Genomic DNA, 17,757 nt, shown 5'->3' with positions numbered 1-17,757 from the left:
TTTCAAAGCGGGATACTTGGCCTATGTCGCGCCGCAACAGGTGACGGTTCGCTTCCTTCGGAGACAGATTGCATGCGGGTTTGGAAACAGCTCCTCATAAGCCTCGGCGTCCTTTCGGCCGGGGTCTTGCTCTGGGGTCGCTTCGTGCCCGGGGCGAATGCCACGCTGGAGGCCACGGGCCTGCCCGGCACGCTCGTCGCGGCCATCGCGCCGGCCGGCGAAGGCGAGGCGCAGGGCGGCCGCGAAGGTGGCCGCCGCGGCGGCTTCGGCGGCGGCCCGGCGCTTGTCGCCACCAAGCCTGTGGCCATGTCCGTCGTCAACGACCGGCTCAACGCCATCGGCGACGGCGAGGCGATCCGCACGGTGACCGTCACGCCCTATGCCACCGGGAACCTCACGGAAGTGCTGGTGAAATCCGGCGACCGGGTGGAGCAGGGGCAGGTGATCGCCCGCCTCGACAGCGACGAGCAGCGCATCACCGCAGACCAGGCGCGCGTGGCGCGCGACAGCGCCCGGCAGAAGCTGACGCGCATCGAGAACCTGAAATCCACCATGAGCACCGCCGAGCTGCAGGACGCCCAGACGGCGCTGCAGGCTGCGGAACTCGCCTTGCAGAACGCGGAGCTGACGCTGCGCCGCCGCGACATCACCGCGCCCTATGGCGGCGTCGTCGGCATCATCTCCGTCAATCCCGGCGATTACGTCACCACGTCGTCGGCGATCGCCCGCATCGACGACCGTTCGGAAATCCTCGTCGATTTCTGGGTGCCGGAGCGGTTTGCGACGAGCGTGCGTGTCGGCGGCGCCGTGACGGCGACGGCGGTCGCGCGGCCGGGCGAAACCTTCACCGGCGAGGTGCAGGCGATCGACAACCGCATCGACCAGGAGAGCCGGACGCTTCGCGTGCGCGCCCAGATTGACAATCCCGAGGACCTCCTGCGCGCGGGCATGTCCTTCCAGGTGACCATGCGCTTTGCCGGCGACCTCTATCCGAGCGTCGATCCGCTTTCCGTGCAGTGGAGCGCCGACGGCTCCTATGTCTGGCGGGTGAAGGGCGAGACGGTCGAGCGCGTGCCGGTCCATATCGTGCAGCGCAATCCGGACAAGGTTCTCGTGAAGGCCGAGATCGCCGAGGGCGACCAGATCGTCACCGAAGGCGTGCAGACGCTGAGGCCGGGCGGCGCGGTGCGCACCGTGGCCGAGCAGGACGGCCAGGTGACGTCCTCCGTGTCGGAGGGCTCGTAATGTCGGGCGGGGCAAGCGGACTGGATACATCCGGCAAGGCGGGCTTTACCGCGCTCTTCATCCGCCGGCCGATCTTCGCCCTCGTGCTCAACACGCTGATCGTCGTCGCCGGCCTTGCCGCCTTCAACGGCGTGGAGATCCGCGAGCTGCCCTCCGTCGACCAGCCGGTGATCAGCGTCTCCACGACGTTCGACGGCGCTTCGCCGGAAACCGTCGACCGCGAGCTGACCGATGTGATCGAGGGCGCCGTCTCGCGCGTCCAGGGCATCAAGGACATTTCCTCGTCCTCTTCCTTCGGCCGTAGCCGCGTCACCCTGCAATTCTCCGACACGACCGACGTCAACCAGGCCGCCAACGACGTGCGCGACGCGCTCGGCCGCGTGGCGAACCAGATCCCCGACGGGGCCGACGAACCGCGCGTCGTCAAGGCGGATGCGGACAGCCAGCCGATCATGCGCCTGGCGCTCACCTCGGACACGCTCTCGCTCGAAGACCTGACGCTTCTCGCCGAAAACGAGATCACCGACCGGCTCGCCTCCGTGGAGGGCGTTGCCGATGTCGCCGTCTATGGCGACCAGGAGAAGATCTTCCGCGTCGACGTCGACCAGTCGAAGCTCGCCGCGCGCGGCCTGACGGTCGCGGACCTGCGCAACGCGCTGGCGACGGCCGCCTTCGACGTGCCCGCCGGCTCGCTGAAGAGCCAGAGCCAGGACATCACCGTGCGCGCGACGGCGGATCTGGAAACGCCTGCCGACTTCGAAAACCTGATCCTGAAGAACCGCGTGCGTCTCGGCGACGTCTCCCTGGTGACGCTGGGGCCGGACGAGGGCTCCACCGCGCTGCGCTCCAATGGCCGGCAAGGCATCGGCCTCGGCATCATCCGCCAGGCGCAGTCCAACACGCTCGATATCTCCGCCGGCGTGAAGCAGATGGTGGCGCAGTTCGCCAACATCCTGCCGGAGGGCACCGAGATCAAGATCACCAGCGACGACGCCGTCTTCATCGACGGCGCGATCCACGAAGTGGAGATCGCGCTCATCGTCGCGGTGTCGATCGTCACGCTCGTCATCTATCTTTTCCTGCTCGACTGGCGAGCGACGCTGATCCCGACGATCAGCATGCCGATCGCGCTGATCGGCACGATCGCGGCCATCTACATGGCCGGCTTCTCCGTCAACATCCTCACGCTGCTTGCGATCGTGCTGGCGACGGGTCTCGTGGTGGACGACGCGATCGTCGTCCTCGAAAACATCGTGCGCCGCCGGGCCGAGGGCCTGAAGCCGCGCGCTGCCGCCATCCTCGGCACGCTGGAGGTGTTCTTCGCCGTCATCGCCACGACGGCGACGCTCGCCGCCGTGTTCATCCCGCTTTCCTTCCTGCCCGGGCAGGCGGGGCGTCTCTTCCGCGAATTCGGCTTCGTGCTCGCCTTCGCCATCCTGCTCTCCTCCTTCGTGGCGCTGACGCTGTGCCCGATGCTGGCCTCGCGCATGCTGACCAAGGACATGACGCACGCGCATACGGGCCTTCTCGCCCGCATCGGCGGCGCGGCCTCGCGCCTCTACCGCTCGACGCTGCATGCCTGCCTCGGCGTGCCCTTCATCGTCTTCGTCGTGGCGCTCATCTTCACCGCGGCGGGCGCCACCTCCTTCTTCACCATCAAGTCCGAGCTGACGCCGAGCGAGGACCGGTCCATGGTCATGCTGCGCGTGAACGCGCCGCAGGGCGTGTCGCTGGAATATGCGCAGGACCAGATGAAGCTGATCGAGAACAAGCTGCGCCCGCTCTACGATAGCGGCGAGATCGTCAACATCTTCTCGATCTCCGGCCAGGGCGGCTCGACGAACAGCGGCTTCATGGTGCTGACGCTGGCGCCCTGGGGCGAGCGCGAGCGCACGCAGCAGCAGATCGTGCAGGACATCAACGCGGCGGTCGGCGCCGTGCCCTCGGTGCGCGCCTTCGCCATGCAGCCGAACAGCCTCGGCATCCGCGGCGCCGGCAACGGCCTGCAGGTCGCGCTGGTCGGCAACGACTACACCAAGCTCGGCAATGCGGCCGCCGAACTCGTGCGCCAGATCGAGGACAGCGGCCGCTTCCAGAACGTGCGGCTGAACTACGAGGCCAACCAGGCGCAGCTTTCCGTGACCGTCAACCGCGAGCGCGCCGCCGATCTCGGCATCGACATCACCGGTCTCTCCGCGGCCTTGCAGGCCATGCTGGAAGGCACGAGCGTCGTCGACATCTATGTCGAAGGGCAGGCCTATCCCGTCAAGCTGTCCTCGACGACGCAGCCGATCAACGACCCGATGGACCTGGAGAACATCTTCCTCAAGACCGGCGACGGCAAGATCGTGCCCATGTCGTCCATCGCCTCGCTGGAGGAGAAGGCCGTCGCCCCGCAGCTTTCGCGCGAACAGCAGCTGCGCGCCGTCTCGCTTTCCGCCGGCCTGAAGGACGGCCTGGCGCTCGGCGAGGCGCTTTCCCTGGTTCAGGAGATGGCCGCGCCGCTGCTGCCGGAAGGTTCCCGCGTGCTGCCCATGGCGGAAGCGGCGACGCTGCAGGAGAATTCGAACGGGCTCTTCATCACCTTCGGCTTCGCGCTCGCCATCATCTTCCTCGTGCTCGCCGCGCAGTTCGAGAGCTTCGTCAGCGCGATCATCATCATGGTGACGGTGCCGCTGGGGCTTGCCTGCGCCGTCTTCGCGATGATCATGACGGGCACAACGCTGAACATCTACAGCCAGATCGGGCTCGTGCTGCTCGTCGGCATCATGGCGAAGAACGGCATCCTGATCGTCGAGTTCGCCAACCAGCTGCGCGACCGCGGGCAGGATATCCGCAGCGCCATCGAGGATGCCTCGAACATCCGCCTGCGCCCGGTCCTGATGACGATGATCGCCACGGTCGTCGGCGCCCTGCCGCTGATCCTCGCCAGCGGGGCGGGCGCGGAGGCGCGCATCTCGCTCGGCTGGGTGCTGGTCGGCGGCCTCGGCCTTGCCACCGTCGTCACGCTCTACCTGACGCCCGTCGCCTATCTCGTCATCGCCGGCTTCACCAGCCCGCATGCCGACGAGGAAAAGCGCCTCGCCGCGGAGCTTGCCCATGCCGAGACGCTCGGCAAGCGCAAGGACGAGGCGTCGCCGCCGCCGGCGGAAGCCCTGCCGCAGGCGGCGGAGTGAAGCCTCACGGCGCTATCTGCCCTGTGGCGAGTGCCCCTCACCCTAACCCTCTCCCCGCAAGCGGGGAGAGGGGACTTGCCTCACGAACGGGTATTTGTTGGGGAAATCGGTGCGGCATATCCCTTCGCCCCGCTTGCGGGGAGAAGGTGGCCGGCAGGCCGGATGAGGGGCCGCCAAGACTTTTATCCTTCGCGCAATTGCGGCTGGACAGACGTCCCTCAATTTGCTGAGTAAATCCGCACAGGGTTGAGGATTTGACGATGGCTTTGGCGGATATCAGGGGCGGCGCGCGCAACGAGGAGGGCATCGCCGCGGCGCTGCCGCGTCTTGCCGGGCGCTTCGGGGCGAGGTTCCAGACGGGCGAGGCGATCCGCGCCCAGCATGCGCACACCACCACCTATATTCCCGCCCAGCTGCCGGACGGCGTCGTCTTCGTCGAGAATGCCGACGAGGTGAAGGCCGTCGTCTCCCTTTGCGCCGAACTGAAGGTGCCGGTCATCCCGTTCGGCACGGGCTCCTCGCTGGAGGGGCAGGTGAACGCGCCGAACGGCGGCATCTCCATTGATTTCAGCAACATGAAGCGGGTGCTGGAGGTCAATGCCGAAGACCTCGACTGCACGGTCGAGCCCGGTATCACCCGCGAGGAGCTGAACGTCTACCTGCGCGATACCGGCCTGTTCTTCCCGATCGATCCCGGCGCGAATGCCTCGATCGGCGGCATGACCTCGACGCGCGCCTCGGGCACCAATGCGGTGCGCTACGGTACGATGAAGGACAATGTACTCGCCGTGACCGCCGTCACGGCCACCGGCGAGGAGATCCGCACCGCCCGCCGCGCGCGAAAATCCTCCGCCGGCTACGACCTGACACGGCTCTTCGTCGGCGCCGAGGGCACGCTTGGTGTGCTCACCTCGATCACGCTGCGCCTCCAGGGCATCCCTTCGGTCATCGCCGGCGGCATCTGCGGCTTCCCGACGCTGAAGGACGCCTGCAATGCCGTCATCATGACCATCCAGCTCGGCATTCCCGTCGCCCGCATCGAGCTCGTCAACACGCTGCAGATCAAGGCCTGCAACGCCTATTCCGGCCTGACGCTGCCGGAGCAGCCGACACTTTTCGTCGAGTTCCACGGCAACGAGGACAGCGTGCGCCTGCAATCGGAGGAGTTCGGCGCGATCGCCGCCGAATGCGGCGGCGGGACGTTCCAGTGGAGCGCGGACGCCGAGGAGCGCGCGAAGCTCTGGAAGGCGCGGCACAATGTCTACTGGTCGGCCAAGGCGCTGCGGCCCGGCTGGGAGGCGATCGCGACCGACGTCTGCGTGCCGATCTCGCGCCTTGCCGACTGCGTGGCCGAAACGGAGGTCGACATCGAGGAGCACGGGCTCCTGGCGCCGATCGTCGGCCATGCCGGAGACGGCAATTTCCATGTCAGCCTCGTCTTCGACGACAAGGACCCGGCGCATGTCGCCGAGGTGGAGGCCTTCGTCGGCCGGCTCAATGCCCGGGCGCTCGCCATGGACGGCACCTGCACCGGCGAGCACGGCATCGGCCAGGGCAAGCAGGCCTTCCTGCCGGGCGAGCTCGGCGGCACGGTCCAGCTGATGCGGCAGATCAAGCAGGCGCTCGATCCGGACAACATTCTGAACCCCGGCAAGATTTTTTCGACCCTCTCGGGCAATTAGTCGTTATCCTGAGGCGGTGAAACGAAATTCAAGGCAGGCGGCGTGCTTTCGAGAATCATGCTCTTCGTTGGCGGCTTGGTGGTCGTGGCGCTCTTTGCGGCGCTGCTCGCGCCGCTCTTCGTCGACTGGACCAGCTTCCGCCAGGATTTCGAGCGCGAGGCGAGCCGCATCATGGGCCGCACCGTCGTGGTGCATGGCAGCGTCGATGCCCGCCTGATCCCGTTCCCCTCCGTGACGCTCAACGACGTGCGTGTCGGGGCGCCCGAGGACGGGCAGCCGCTGGTCGAGGTGGCGCGCTTCTCCATGGATGCGGAACTGGCGCCGTTCCTCTCCGGCGAGGCGCTGATCTTCGACATGCGCATCGAGGAGCCGAAGGCGCGCATCAGGCTTTTCGAGGACGGCACGCTGGACTGGGCGCGCGGCCGCAAGTCCGATATCCCGGCCCGCACCGTCATCCTCGAAAATGTCGCGATCACCGGCGGCGAGATCGAATTCGTCGATGCGCAGACCGGCCGCACCCGCCATGTCACCGGCCTTGATGCGCAGGTTTCGGCAAAGTCGCTCGCCGGCCCGTGGCGCATCGACGGGCGCGCGGCGCTCGATGGCGAGAGCGGTGCCTTCCAGCTTTCGAGCGGGCAGGCGGAGAACGGCGCGCTTTCCCTGCGCGCCCGCATCGTGCCCGACCGGCTCGCCTTCACCGCCGATCTCGACGGTGCGCTGAAGGTCGTCGATTTCCGCCCGCAATATCACGGCGACTTCACCATCGCGGAAAAGCCGCGGCCGAAGGGCGAGGGGCCGGCCGATCCGATCCGCGTCGCCGGCAAGTTCGAGCTTTCCAACGAGCGCATCCGCGTGCCGGACTATCGCCTCGAGGCCGGCCCGCACGAGGACCCCTATGTGGTGACGGGCGAGGCGACGCTCGACACCGGCCGCGCACCGGAATTCCTCCTGATCGCCGACGGCCAGCAGATCGACGTCTCGCGCATCGGCAATAACGGCGAGGGGGGCAAGACCGGCCGCAACCCGCAGGTTTCCGCCCGCCAGCGGCTCCAGGCGCTGCTGGCGATCGCCGCCGACATCCCGATCCCCCAGGTGCCCGGCCGCGCCAGCCTGTTCCTGCCGGCCGTGGTGGTCGGCGACACGACGGTGCGCGAGGTGCGCCTCGACGTGAAGCCGGACGGCGAGGGCTGGCGGATCGACCGGGCGGATGCGCTTCTGCCCGGCCGCACCACGCTGGAGGCCAAGGGCCGGCTGACGCTCAGGCAGAACCGCGGCTTCGTCGGCGACCTGCTGGTCGCCTCGAACCAGCCGTCGGGGTTGGCGACCTGGCTTGCCGGATCCGTGGATCCGGAAATCCGCAAGCTCAAGACGGCGGGCTTTTCCGCCGAAGTGAACCTCACCGACGAACTGCAGCGCTTCGAAAACCTCGAAATCGCCATCGGCGGCGCCTCGCTGCTCGGGCGTATCGAGCGGGAATCGCGCGCGGATGCCGCGCCCACCCTGTCGCTGCAATTGCGCGGCAACGAAGTCGCGCTGGAATCGCTCCAGGCGCTTGTCGGCCTTGTCGCGGGCGATGCCTCGCTTTCGACCGTGCTGGATCATTCGATCGCGCTCGACGTCAAGGCCGATCGTTTCCTCGCCTTCGGCGAAAGCGCCTCCGGCGTCAACGCGGCGCTGTCCGTCAGGGATGGCCTTCTGACGCTGAGCCGCCTCAACATCGCCTCGCTGGACGGCGCGGCCCTCTCGGCCAGCGGCACGCTCGGCGGCTCGCTTCTTGCGCCGAGCGCCGGGCTCGACATGAGGGTGAAGGCTGCCGCGATGCGTCCGGTGGCCGAGCTGCTGGCGCGGCATTTGCCGGCCCATCCCGTGCTCGCCCGTTTCCTTGCCAATTCCGGCTACTACGACAATGCGGACCTCGCCGTCCGTCTGGCCGTCTCAGGGGCGGAAAATCCGGCGACGCTGACGCTCAGCGGCCCGGTCAACGACGGGCGGGTCGAGATGAGATTCTCCGCAGCGACACCCGCCGACCTGCTGGTGGGACGCAATTTCGAGCTTGAAGGCAGCATCTTCAATCCGCAGTCGGTCGTGCTGGCCGGGCAGGTCGGGCTCGACCCATTGCCCTTCGATGCGGACCCCGACGGCAGCGTCACCTTCCGCGTGACGCAGCCGGAGGACGGCCCGGCCGATGTCTCGGCGGCCTTCAACGCGGGCAGCACGACGATCTCCATCAAGGGCACGGCCGCGCTCTCCGCCGCCGGTTTCCCGGCCGGTGCGCTCGCGCTTTCGGCGAAAAGCGACGACATCGAGCCCTATCTGATGATGAACGGCATCGCCGTGCCGCAGGCCGGCGCCGGCCTGCCGCTTGCCCTGCAGGCGTCCGTCGCCACGAGCGCCGAGGCCATCACGATCACCGACATTGCCGGGGAGGCCGACCGCAATGCCTTTTCCGGCCGCCTGACGCTCGACCGTACGGCGGCGACGCTCAAGGGAACGGGCGCGCTGCGCTTCGATACGGTCGATTTCGCCTTCCTCGCCGAGGCTGTCGCCGGACCGGTGACCGATCCCCTTGACGGCGGGCTGAACACCGCGCCGCTCGTGCAGCCGCTTCAGGATGCCGCCGATGTGTCCGTCGCGCTGCAGGCCGGGGCGTTCTGGCCGGGGCTCTACGGCGCGGTGGAGGGATTTTCGGGCAACCTCGTCTGGAAGGGGGGCGAACTGGCGCTGACCGACATGGCGGGCGACTGGCTGGGCGGCCGGCTTGCCGGACGGCTCAAGGTCGCCAATGCGGAGGAGAACGGCCTGTTCGAGGCACGGGCGGAGCTTTCCGGCGCCGATCTGGCAAGGATCGTCTGGAGCGGTCCGCAGGGCGCCGTCGCCATGGGCAAGGCGGATGTGACACTGGCCGTCGACGCTTCCGGCAAAAGCGTGCGCGCCATGGTCGAGGGCGCCAGCGGCTCGGGCGAGGCGCGGCTCTCCGACCTCACCTTGCGCGGGCTCGATACCGGCGCGCTGCCGGCGCTGCTGACGGCGGCCGACGGTATCGAGGGCGACATCACGCCCGAGCGCGTCGCCGGGTTCGCGGCGGATGCGATCCTCAAGGGCGAGGCGGCGCTGGGCACGGTGCGCATGCCCTTCGCGCTCGCCGGCGGCAAGCTGCGCGTCCAGAGCGTGACGGCCGGGGATGGCAGGGCCGGTTTCTCCGGCGATGCGGATATCGACCTTGCCGGCGATGCGATGGCGGGCCGGCTGTCCGTCACCTACGCGGCCGGCGAGGAGGCACTGGCGGGCGCGGAGCCCGAGGTGGTGCTTGACTATCGCGGCCTCGTGGAGGCGCCGGGTGTCGCGCTCGACGTGCAGCCGCTCGCCAATTACCTGTCGCTACGGCGCTTCGAGACGGAGCGCCGCCGGGTGGAGACCCTGCAGGCCAACGTGCTGGAAAAGCAGCGCCTCAGGCGCGAGGCGGCCCTCTATCGTTCGCGCGCCGAGGCGCGGGCCACGCTGGCCGAGGCGATGCGCCTGCAGATGGAGGAAGAGCAGCGCCGCCGTGCGGAGGCGCGCGTGCGCGCCGAGCAGGAACGGGCCGCGCGGGAAGCGGCGGAAGCGGCCGAAAGCGCTCGCCGCAAGGCCGCGGACGACGCACGCCGCCTGCTGGAGGCCGAGGAACAGGCCCGCCGCCGCGCCGAGCAGCGCGCGGCGGATGAGGCCCGCCGGGCGGAGGAAGAGGCGGAACGCCGCCGCCTTCCGGTTTCGCCGGAGGAGGGCGTGGAGCGGGGCGGCGAACTGCCGCCCGTCGACAGCGGGCAGAACCTGAATTTCGACGCGCTGCCGGGTGTCAACTGAGCCGTTCCGCGTTTCGGGAGCAGCGAATTGTGGTCCACGTCGCCGCGGACGTGGCCCGCCGGGAAGCCGGCAAGGCTTCTTGCGGGCCGTGCGCTACGTCGCGCCGCCTGCCTTGCGTTTCAGCCAGTCCAGCACATGGAGGCGCAGCGCCGAGGAGAGGTTGCCCTCGACGCCGCGGGCATCGTCGATTTCACGAATGAGGGCGGCGACCGGCAGGCCGCGCTCGTCGGCGATAGCCCTTAGCGCGTCATGGAAGGCGGGCTCGAGCGAGAAGCTCGTGCGGTGGCCGTGCAGGGTCGTCGAATATTTGCGGATCATGCCCATTCCTGCGCCCCGGTGCCGTCCGGTTGGAGCGTTCCGGCAGAGCGCAACGGTTCTTCCTTGCCCGAAGGCGCGGGGAGCAAGGGGCTGCCCGCTCTGCCTTGAGCCGCCGGAACGTTCTCCGGTATCGGGTCCGGTCCCGACGGCAAGGGCTTGAAAGATCAGCCTTCGCCATCCTCGGGGTCGCGGCCGGGCCGTTCCAGATGGCCCTGTTCGAACGTCTTCTGCGCCTTGTCGTTCAGCGCGCGCGTCAGTGCCTTTTCGGCCTTGGTGCGGCCGAAGCTGATGCGGTTCTGCTCGGCCTGCCTTTCCTTTTCGGAGCGGGCCTTCTGCTTGCGGACCTGGCGGAGATTGACGACGTCGCCGCTCATCGCGTGACCTCAGTTCTTCTTGCGGAAGGAATCGAGCGAGACGACGGAGCCACCCTTGTTGTTGTCGTCGCCACCGGTCGGCGGCGTCGGCTCCTCGATGGCTTCCTCCGCCTTTTCCGCGAAGGCGGGGTAGGCCGTGATCTCGGCGGAGTGTCCGTCTTCCTCGACGGCCGGCACGTCGAACTCCAGTTCGAAGCTTACCGACGGGTCATAGAAGCCGCGGATGGCGTTGAACGGGATGACGAGCTTTTCCGGTGTGTCGGAGAAGGAGAGGCCGATCTCGAACAGGCTCTCGGTGACCTTGAGATCCCAGAACTGGTGCTGGATGACGATGGTCATCTGCTCGGCATACTTCGCCTTCAGGTGCTGCGAGATGCGCACGCCGGGGGCGTTGGTGAGGAACGTGATGAAGAAGTGGTGCTCGCCCGGCAGGTGCCCGGTGACGGCGACCTCGGACAAAACCTTGCGGATGACGCTGCGCAGCGCGTCCTGGGCGAGAATGTCATAGCGAATATGGTCTTGCGCCATCCGTTCCTGTCTTTCTTCCAGCCTTTGTGTTCAGGCATTGCATGAGAGCATTTGTGCTTTTCTTCGAAACGCAGAAATGCTCCGTCCCTTGTTTCGACGCAATTCCGGACGCAAAACCGCTTCACGCTTTTGCTGGAACTGCTCCGGCCTCATACCTGTCGGCACGAGTCATCTGGCACAGCTATAGACCATTTCAAGAGATTGGAGAAGGTGAAGGCTTCTGTTGCCAGGTGCCTTCGGACCCCGCCTGCCGGTGCGACCCGTCAGGACTTTGAGTGAAGTGTCACACCGCCATTAGGCAGCGAGACGAGCTTCCGCATAGTTGTCGTTTGCAACTACAAGTTTAGCCCGATAACGGTGGTACAATGCCGAGCAAAAAGTCGATCTTTACGCCCTTGTCGATCCTATTTCGCCCCCATCAAAAGCCGGTCCGCTTGGAAAGACCGGTTTTTGGTGGAGGCGCCGGGTACCGCCCCCGGGTCCAATGGGTTTATTACACCGCCCGTTTATTGCCATAGCTGCCGAGGCAGCACCCTTCATATAGGCGCTCTCGGCCCCCAAGAAAAGGGCTTTGTGACAGGGATCTGGCAAAGTTTTCGGGCTCGGGCGGTTTCGGCGAACGGAGGGCGGGGTTTCCGTGGGCCTCGGCCCTGTAAGCCGGCGAGCGGGACGGGATGGCCGGGCTTTATTAGCACTTGACTTGCCGCGGCCGCATGAAAAACATGGCACGCGGCAGGTCCGTCATGACGGCGGCGGCCGAGAGATCGTAGAGGAGCTACCATGACCGACTATCTCGCAGATGTCCGCAAGTATGACAGCGGTGCGGACGAGGCCATCGTCAAGAAGATCGTGAGCCATCTCGGCATCGCGCTGCGCAACCGCGACTCCTCGCTCGTCTCCTGCTCCGACCCGGAAGAGCTGAACCGCGTCAAGGAAAAGCGGTGCGCCAAGAAGTTCGGCATCACGGGCGAGGCGGCCGACAAGGCCGTGGAGGCCGTCTGCAAGACCATGGCCGACGACCGCACCAAATCGCGCGTCACCTTCTACTATCTCACCGCCAAGGAGCTCGGCACGCTCGGCGCGCTCGCCTGAGGAAAACCGGGACAACCCGATTTCACGCTTTGGACGCCGCCGTTCCCGCTCTAGTATCTCACGCTGGACAACGAATCGGCGGCGACCATGCAGCAATATCTCGACCTTCTCGCCCATGTGATGGAAAACGGCACCGACCGCGCCGACCGGACCGGCACGGGCACGCGCGGCGTCTTCGGCTACCAGATGCGCTTCGATCTTTCGGAAGGTTTTCCGGTGCTGACGACCAAGAAGCTGCACCTGCGCTCGATCATCCATGAACTCCTGTGGTTCCTCAAGGGCGATACCAACATCGCCTATCTCAACGAGAACGGCGTGACCATCTGGGACGAATGGGCCGATGCCGAGGGCGAGCTCGGCCCGGTCTACGGCTACCAGTGGCGCTCCTGGCCGACCCATGACGGGCGCCATCTCGACCAGATCGTCGCCGTCCTCGACAGCATCAGGCGCAATCCGAACTCGCGCCGCCACATCGTCTCGGCGTGGAACCCGGCGCTGGTCGACGAGATGGCGCTGCCGCCCTGCCATTGCCTGTTCCAGTTCTACGTGGCGGACGGAAAGCTCTCTTGCCAGCTCTACCAGCGCTCCGCCGACATTTTCCTCGGCGTGCCCTTCAACATCGCCTCCTATGCGCTGCTGACCATGATGGTGGCGCAGGCGACCGGCCTGCAGCCGGGCGACTTCGTGCACACGCTGGGCGACGCGCACATCTACTCCAATCATTTCGAGCAGGTGCGCACCCAGATGACGCGCCGCCCGAAACCCTTGCCCTTCATGAAGCTCAATCCCGATGTGAAGGACCTTTTCTCCTTCAAGTTCGAGGACTTCACCCTGATCGGCTATGAAGCCGATTCAACCATCAAGGCGCCCATCGCCGTCTGATTTCCAGGTGTCCGCATGACTGAAGCCAAGATCGTCCTCGTCGTGGCCGTCGCCAGGAACGGCGTCATCGGCCGCGACGGCGACCTGCCGTGGCGCCTGCCGTCGGACCTCAAGCGCTTCAAGCAGCTGACGCTCGGCAAGCCGGTGCTGATGGGCCGCAAGACCTGGGAATCGATCGGCCGGCCGCTGCCGGGCCGGCCGAATATCGTCATCACCCGCGACGCGGCCTTTTCCGCGCCCGGCGCCGAGGTCGTCTCCTCGCTCGAGGAGGGGCTGGCCGCCGCACGCCGGGAGGCGGGAAGACTGGGCGTCGACGAGGTTTGCGTCATCGGCGGCGGGCAGATCTACGCCCAGGCCTTCGACCGGGCGGATATCCTGCATGTCACCCATGTCGAGGCGGATGTGGAGGGCGATGCGCGCTTTCCCGACATCGACCCGGCCGTCTTCGAAAAGGCGGTGGAAGAGCCGATTCCGCAGGGCGAGAAGGACAGCCACGCCATGCGTTTTGTCACCTGGCGCCGAAAAGCGGCCGCATAAACCCCCGATCACGAACTATTTTGCCGCACAGGCCCGCAAGCCCACGCGGATTTGTTGAAAGGTGCCGGAGGGATACCTATAACGGGTTCACCTCGCGTTGCGCGGTGAAACACTCCGCGAAATGCGGCACGTAGGGATATAAAGAAAGAGGTATTGATGCCCTGGAGCAATCAGAACGGCGGCGGCGGCCCTTGGGGCGGCGGCGGCGGAAACAATCAGGGGCCATGGGGGCAGGGACCGAACCGCCCCCGCGGCGGCGGCGGAAGCGGCAATGGCGGCCCGCCCGACCTTGAGGACATCATCCGGCGCGGCCAGGACCAATTGAAGAACGTCATGCCCGGCGGCATCAACGGCGGCGTCGTGGTCATCGCGCTGCTGCTCGTCGGCGTCTTCTGGCTGATGAGTTCCATCTATACCGTCCAGCCGGACGAGCGCGGCGTCGAGCTGCGCTTCGGCAAGCCGAAGCAGGAAGTCTCCATGCCCGGCCTGCACTTCCACCTCTGGCCGCTGGAAACCGTCGAACTCGTGAAGATCACCGAGCAGCAGCAGAATATCGGCCGCCGCACGGCCTCCTCGAATTCCGACAGCTCCGGCCTGATGCTGACGGGCGACCAGAACATCGTCAACGTGCAGTTCTCGGTGCTCTATTCGGTCACCGATCCGCAGTCCTACCTCTTCAACCTCGAATACCCGGCCGAGACGCTGCAGCAGGTTGCCGAAAGCGCCATGCGCGAAGTCGTCGGCCGCCGTCCCGCCCAGGACATCTTCCGCGACAACCGCCAGGCGATCGCGGAAGGCGTGAAGACGACGATCCAGGCGACCATGGACGCCTACGGCTCCGGTATCTCGATCAACACGGTCGCCATCGAGGACGCGGCCCCGCCGCGCGAGGTGGCCGATGCCTTCGACGAGGTGCAGCGCGCCGAGCAGGACGAGGACCGCTTCGTCGAGGAAGCCAACCAGTACGCCAACCAGAAGCTGGGTCTTGCCCGCGGCCAGTCCGCGCAGATCCGCGAAGAGGCGGCCGCCTACAAGGACCGCGTCGTCAAGGAAGCGGAAGGTGAGGCGGCACGCTTCCTGTCCATCTACGAACAGTACAAGGCAGCGCCGGACGTCACCCGCAAGCGCCTCTTCCTTGAAACCATGGAAGGCGTGATGCAGAATTCCAAGAAGGTCATCATCGACGAGAAGCAGGGCGGCCAGGGCGTCGTTCCGTTCCTTCCCCTCAACGAACTTGGCCGGTCGACCAGCCAGCAGCAGGCGGGAGGCACGCAGTAATGGGCAATCGTGTACCGGCAATCCTGATCGCCATCGGCGTTCTCCTCTTCATCGCCTATTCCTCGGTGTTCGTCGTCAACGAGCGCCAGCAGGCGATCGTCATCCGCTTCGGCCAGATCCAGGACGTCAAGGCCGAGCCCGGCCTCTACTTCAAGCTGCCCTTCGGCTTCATGGACGCCGACAGCGTGCAGTATATCCAGGACCAGGCGCTGCGCTTCGACCTCGACGACATCCGCGTCCAGGTCTCGGGCGGCAAGTTCTACGAGGTCGATGCCTTCGTGGTCTACAAGATCACCGATGCCCGCCGCTTCCGCGAAGCGGTCTCGGGCGACCGGGAATCGGCGGAAGCGCGCCTGCGCACCCGTCTCGATGCGGCGTTGCGCCGGGTCTACGGTCTGCGCGGCTTCGAATCCGCGCTTTCCGAAGAGCGCGCCTCGATGATGCGTGAAGTGCGCGGCGAACTGACGAACGACGCCTCGAACCTCGGCCTCACGATCTCCGACGTGCGCATCCGCCGCACGGACCTGACGCAGGAGGTCTCGCAGCAGACCTACGATCGCATGAAGGCCGAGCGTCTGGCGGAAGCCGAACTCATCCGCGCCCGCGGTAACGAAGAGGGCCAGCGCCGCCGTGCCATCGCCGACCGCCAGGTCGTCGAGTTCATCGCGGCCGCGCAGCGCGATTCGGAAATCCTCAGAGGTGAGGGCGAAGGCGAGCGCAACCGCGTCTTCGGCGAAGCCTTCTCGCAGGACCCGGACTTCTTCGACTTCTACCGGTCGATGAGCGCCTACCGGACCTCGATGACTTCGTCCGACACCACGCTGGTGCTGTCGCCGCAGTCGGAGTTCTTCCGCTACTTCGAGGACGCTGCGGGCATGAGGCCTGAGACCTCGGGTGCGGCGACGGGCACCGGCAACGGCACGGCGACGACGCCGTCGACCGCAAACTGAGAACGGCATGTCCGATTTCCTGACGGGGATCGCGTTCTTCCTGATCATCGAGGGGCTGGTGTACGCACTGGCCCCTTCGGTTTTGAAGCGCATGGCGGAAATGCTGCCGCAGATTCCGGAAGGCCAGCTGCGCATGTCGGGGCTCGCCGCCGTGGCGCTGGGCGTCGCCATGGTCTGGTTCATCCGCGGCGCGTGAACGCGGCCCTTGCGGCAGCCCGCGAAGACGGGCAAGACTTCACATGATTTCAGCGCGGCGGACTGATTTTTGCCGTATCCGGGGCAAACACTCGCTGCGACAATCCAGACGAAAGAGGATGCCGACCATGGCTTTGAAGATGAGGTCCAGCGTTGCCCATGCGGTACTCGCGCTCGCGGTGAGTTTTTCGCTGGTCGCGGGGGGACCGCTTGCCGTTCCGGCGGCCGCGCAGGTCCAGCCGAACGGCCCGGAATCGGTCGCCGACCTCGCCGAAAGCCTGCTTGATGCCGTGGTGAACATCTCCACCTCGCAGAACGTCAAGAGCGACGACAAGGCGCCCGTTCCCCAGGTGCCGGAAGGCTCGCCCTTCCAGGACTTCTTCGACGAGTTCTTCAAGGGGGAAGGCGGCGAGGACGGCAACCAGGGCCAGACCGTCAATTCGCTCGGCTCCGGCTTCGTCATCGATCCCTCGGGCTTCATCGCCACGAACAACCACGTCATCGAGGGCGCGGACGATATCGAGGTGAACTTCGCCAATGGCTCCAAGCTGAAGGCCAAGCTCGTCGGCACCGACCCGAAGACCGACCTTGCGCTCCTGAAGGTCGAGCCGAAAGCGCCGCTGAAGGCGGTGCCCTTCGGCGATTCCCGCACCATGCGCATCGGCGACTGGGTGATGGCGATCGGCAACCCGTTCGGCCTCGGCGGTTCGGTGACGGTCGGCATCATCTCGGCGCGCGGGCGCAACATCAATGCCGGTCCCTACGACAACTTCATCCAGACGGACGCCGCCATCAACCGCGGCAATTCCGGCGGCCCGCTGTTCAACATGAAGGGCGAGGTCATCGGCATCAACACGGCGATCATCTCGCCCTCCGGCGGCTCGATCGGCATCGGCTTCTCCGTGCCGACGGAGCTTGCGCAGAACATCTTCCTGCAGCTGCGCGACTTCGGCGAGACGCGGCGCGGCTGGCTCGGCGTGCGCATCCAGCCGGTCACCGACGACATCGCCGAAAGCATCGGCATGAGCGAGGCCAAGGGCGCGCTCGTCGCCGGCATCATCAAGGGCGGGCCGGTCGACAACGGCTCGATCATGACCGGCGACGTCATCATCCGCTTCGACGGCAAGGATGTCGACGAGATGCGCGACCTGCCGCGCGTCGTCGCCGAAAGCCCGGTCGGCAAGGCCGTCGATGTCGTGCTGCTGCGCGACGGCAAGGAAATGACCGTCAAGGTCACGCTCGGCCGCCTCGAGGACGGCGAGAAGCAGGCCGGCGAGGACGAGGTGACGGAGGGCGAGGGCACCACGGAGGAAGGCATGGCGCCCGAGACCGGCGAGGCCCAGCCCAGCAAGGCCGACACGGTGCTCGGCATGGGCATCAGCGACCTCGGCGAGGAGGCGCGCAAGACCTTCGAGATCGTCGAAAGCGTCAAGGGCGTCGTCATCACCGAGGTGGCGCCCGATTCGGCCGCCGCCGAGCGCGGCATCGTGCCCGGCGACGTGATCGTCGAGATCGGCCAGGAGGCGGTGACGACGGCGGAAGAGGTCAAGACCCGCATCGCCAAGCTGAAGTCGGAAGACCGCCGCAACGCGCTGATGATGATCGCCAACCGCACCGGAGCGCTGCGCTACATCACCGTACGCATTGATTAAGGGCGAGT

General features: G+C 66.7%; 14 protein-coding genes and 1 other RNA gene. 11 read left to right on the top strand and 4 right to left on the bottom strand.

Translation table 11 applies throughout. From position 1 onward, the window contains the following. The first annotated feature begins 72 nt into the window (after positions 1–72). The 4 genes from WMC41_RS12250 to WMC41_RS12235 all read left to right on the top strand — a co-directional run bounded on the left by WMC41_RS12250 (position 73) and on the right by WMC41_RS12235 (position 9,943). A complete protein-coding gene (locus WMC41_RS12250; protein ID WP_432343485.1) occupies positions 73–1,245 on the top strand; it encodes an efflux RND transporter periplasmic adaptor subunit in 1,173 nt (390 codons plus the stop codon). Further along, positions 1,245–4,421, top strand: coding sequence for an efflux RND transporter permease subunit (locus WMC41_RS12245; protein WP_432343483.1), 3,177 nt, complete (start codon positions 1,245–1,247; stop codon positions 4,419–4,421). The genes WMC41_RS12250 and WMC41_RS12245 overlap by 1 nt, the downstream gene beginning before the upstream one ends. A 260-nt stretch (positions 4,422–4,681) precedes the next feature. Further along, positions 4,682–6,103: an FAD-binding oxidoreductase gene (locus WMC41_RS12240; RefSeq protein WP_432343481.1), complete on the top strand. Its 1,422-nt coding sequence runs from the start codon at positions 4,682–4,684 to the stop codon at positions 6,101–6,103. A gap of 42 nt (positions 6,104–6,145) precedes the next feature. Next, positions 6,146–9,943 (top strand): AsmA family protein, encoded by a 3,798-nt coding sequence (locus WMC41_RS12235; RefSeq protein WP_432343478.1) that lies wholly within the window; start codon positions 6,146–6,148, stop codon positions 9,941–9,943. A gap of 93 nt (positions 9,944–10,036) precedes the next feature. Here WMC41_RS12235 and WMC41_RS12230 read toward each other — a convergent pair whose 3' ends face one another. From WMC41_RS12230 to ssrA, 4 genes are all read right to left on the bottom strand, one after another. Next, the gene (locus WMC41_RS12230; RefSeq protein ID WP_288077978.1) at positions 10,037–10,261 is read right to left on the bottom strand and encodes a ribbon-helix-helix domain-containing protein; all 225 of its coding nucleotides are present in this window, start codon (positions 10,259–10,261) and stop codon (positions 10,037–10,039) included. A gap of 164 nt (positions 10,262–10,425) precedes the next feature. After that, positions 10,426–10,635, bottom strand: coding sequence for a DUF4169 family protein (locus WMC41_RS12225; RefSeq protein ID WP_244766723.1), 210 nt, complete (start codon positions 10,633–10,635; stop codon positions 10,426–10,428). Positions 10,636–10,644: 9 nt separating this feature from the next. After that, a complete protein-coding gene (locus WMC41_RS12220) occupies positions 10,645–11,163 on the bottom strand; it encodes an SspB family protein (RefSeq protein ID WP_244766722.1) in 519 nt (172 codons plus the stop codon). 209 nt (positions 11,164–11,372) lie between these two features. Then, positions 11,373–11,733, bottom strand: a transfer-messenger RNA (tmRNA) gene (ssrA, locus tag WMC41_RS12215). 210 nt (positions 11,734–11,943) lie between these two features. Between ssrA and WMC41_RS12210 the strand changes: the two genes are divergently transcribed. The 7 genes from WMC41_RS12210 (at position 11,944) to WMC41_RS12180 (ending at position 17,749) form a co-directional block, all read left to right on the top strand. Further along, on the top strand, positions 11,944–12,255 hold the full coding sequence (locus tag WMC41_RS12210; RefSeq protein ID WP_432343474.1) for a DUF2853 family protein: 312 nt from the start codon (positions 11,944–11,946) through the stop codon (positions 12,253–12,255). 87 nt (positions 12,256–12,342) lie between these two features. Beyond that, complete coding sequence (locus tag WMC41_RS12205; RefSeq protein ID WP_272805802.1) at positions 12,343–13,137, top strand: thymidylate synthase; 795 nt, start codon at positions 12,343–12,345, stop codon at positions 13,135–13,137. A 15-nt stretch (positions 13,138–13,152) separates the two neighbouring features. Next, complete coding sequence (locus WMC41_RS12200; protein WP_288077977.1) at positions 13,153–13,674, top strand: dihydrofolate reductase; 522 nt, start codon at positions 13,153–13,155, stop codon at positions 13,672–13,674. Between the two features lie 156 nt (positions 13,675–13,830). Continuing rightward, positions 13,831–14,952 (top strand): FtsH protease activity modulator HflK, encoded by a 1,122-nt coding sequence (hflK, locus tag WMC41_RS12195; RefSeq protein ID WP_244766718.1) that lies wholly within the window; start codon positions 13,831–13,833, stop codon positions 14,950–14,952. Then, the gene (gene hflC / locus WMC41_RS12190) at positions 14,952–15,902 is read left to right on the top strand and encodes a protease modulator HflC (protein ID WP_432343470.1); all 951 of its coding nucleotides are present in this window, start codon (positions 14,952–14,954) and stop codon (positions 15,900–15,902) included. Before hflK ends, hflC begins: the two co-directional genes overlap by 1 nt. A gap of 7 nt (positions 15,903–15,909) precedes the next feature. Next, positions 15,910–16,098 carry a DUF2065 domain-containing protein gene (locus tag WMC41_RS12185; RefSeq protein WP_432343468.1) on the top strand — a complete coding sequence of 63 codons (189 nt, stop codon included), beginning with the start codon at positions 15,910–15,912 and terminating at the stop codon, positions 16,096–16,098. 127 nt (positions 16,099–16,225) lie between these two features. Then, positions 16,226–17,749: a DegQ family serine endoprotease gene (locus tag WMC41_RS12180; protein WP_432343465.1), complete on the top strand. Its 1,524-nt coding sequence runs from the start codon at positions 16,226–16,228 to the stop codon at positions 17,747–17,749. Positions 17,750–17,757 lie beyond the last annotated feature (8 nt).

Origin of the sequence: Shinella yambaruensis (assembly GCF_050859155.1) — a bacterium.
In the GTDB taxonomy this organism is placed as follows: domain Bacteria; phylum Pseudomonadota; class Alphaproteobacteria; order Rhizobiales; family Rhizobiaceae; genus Shinella; species Shinella yambaruensis.
This window is presented reverse-complemented; position numbering and strand designations above follow the sequence as displayed.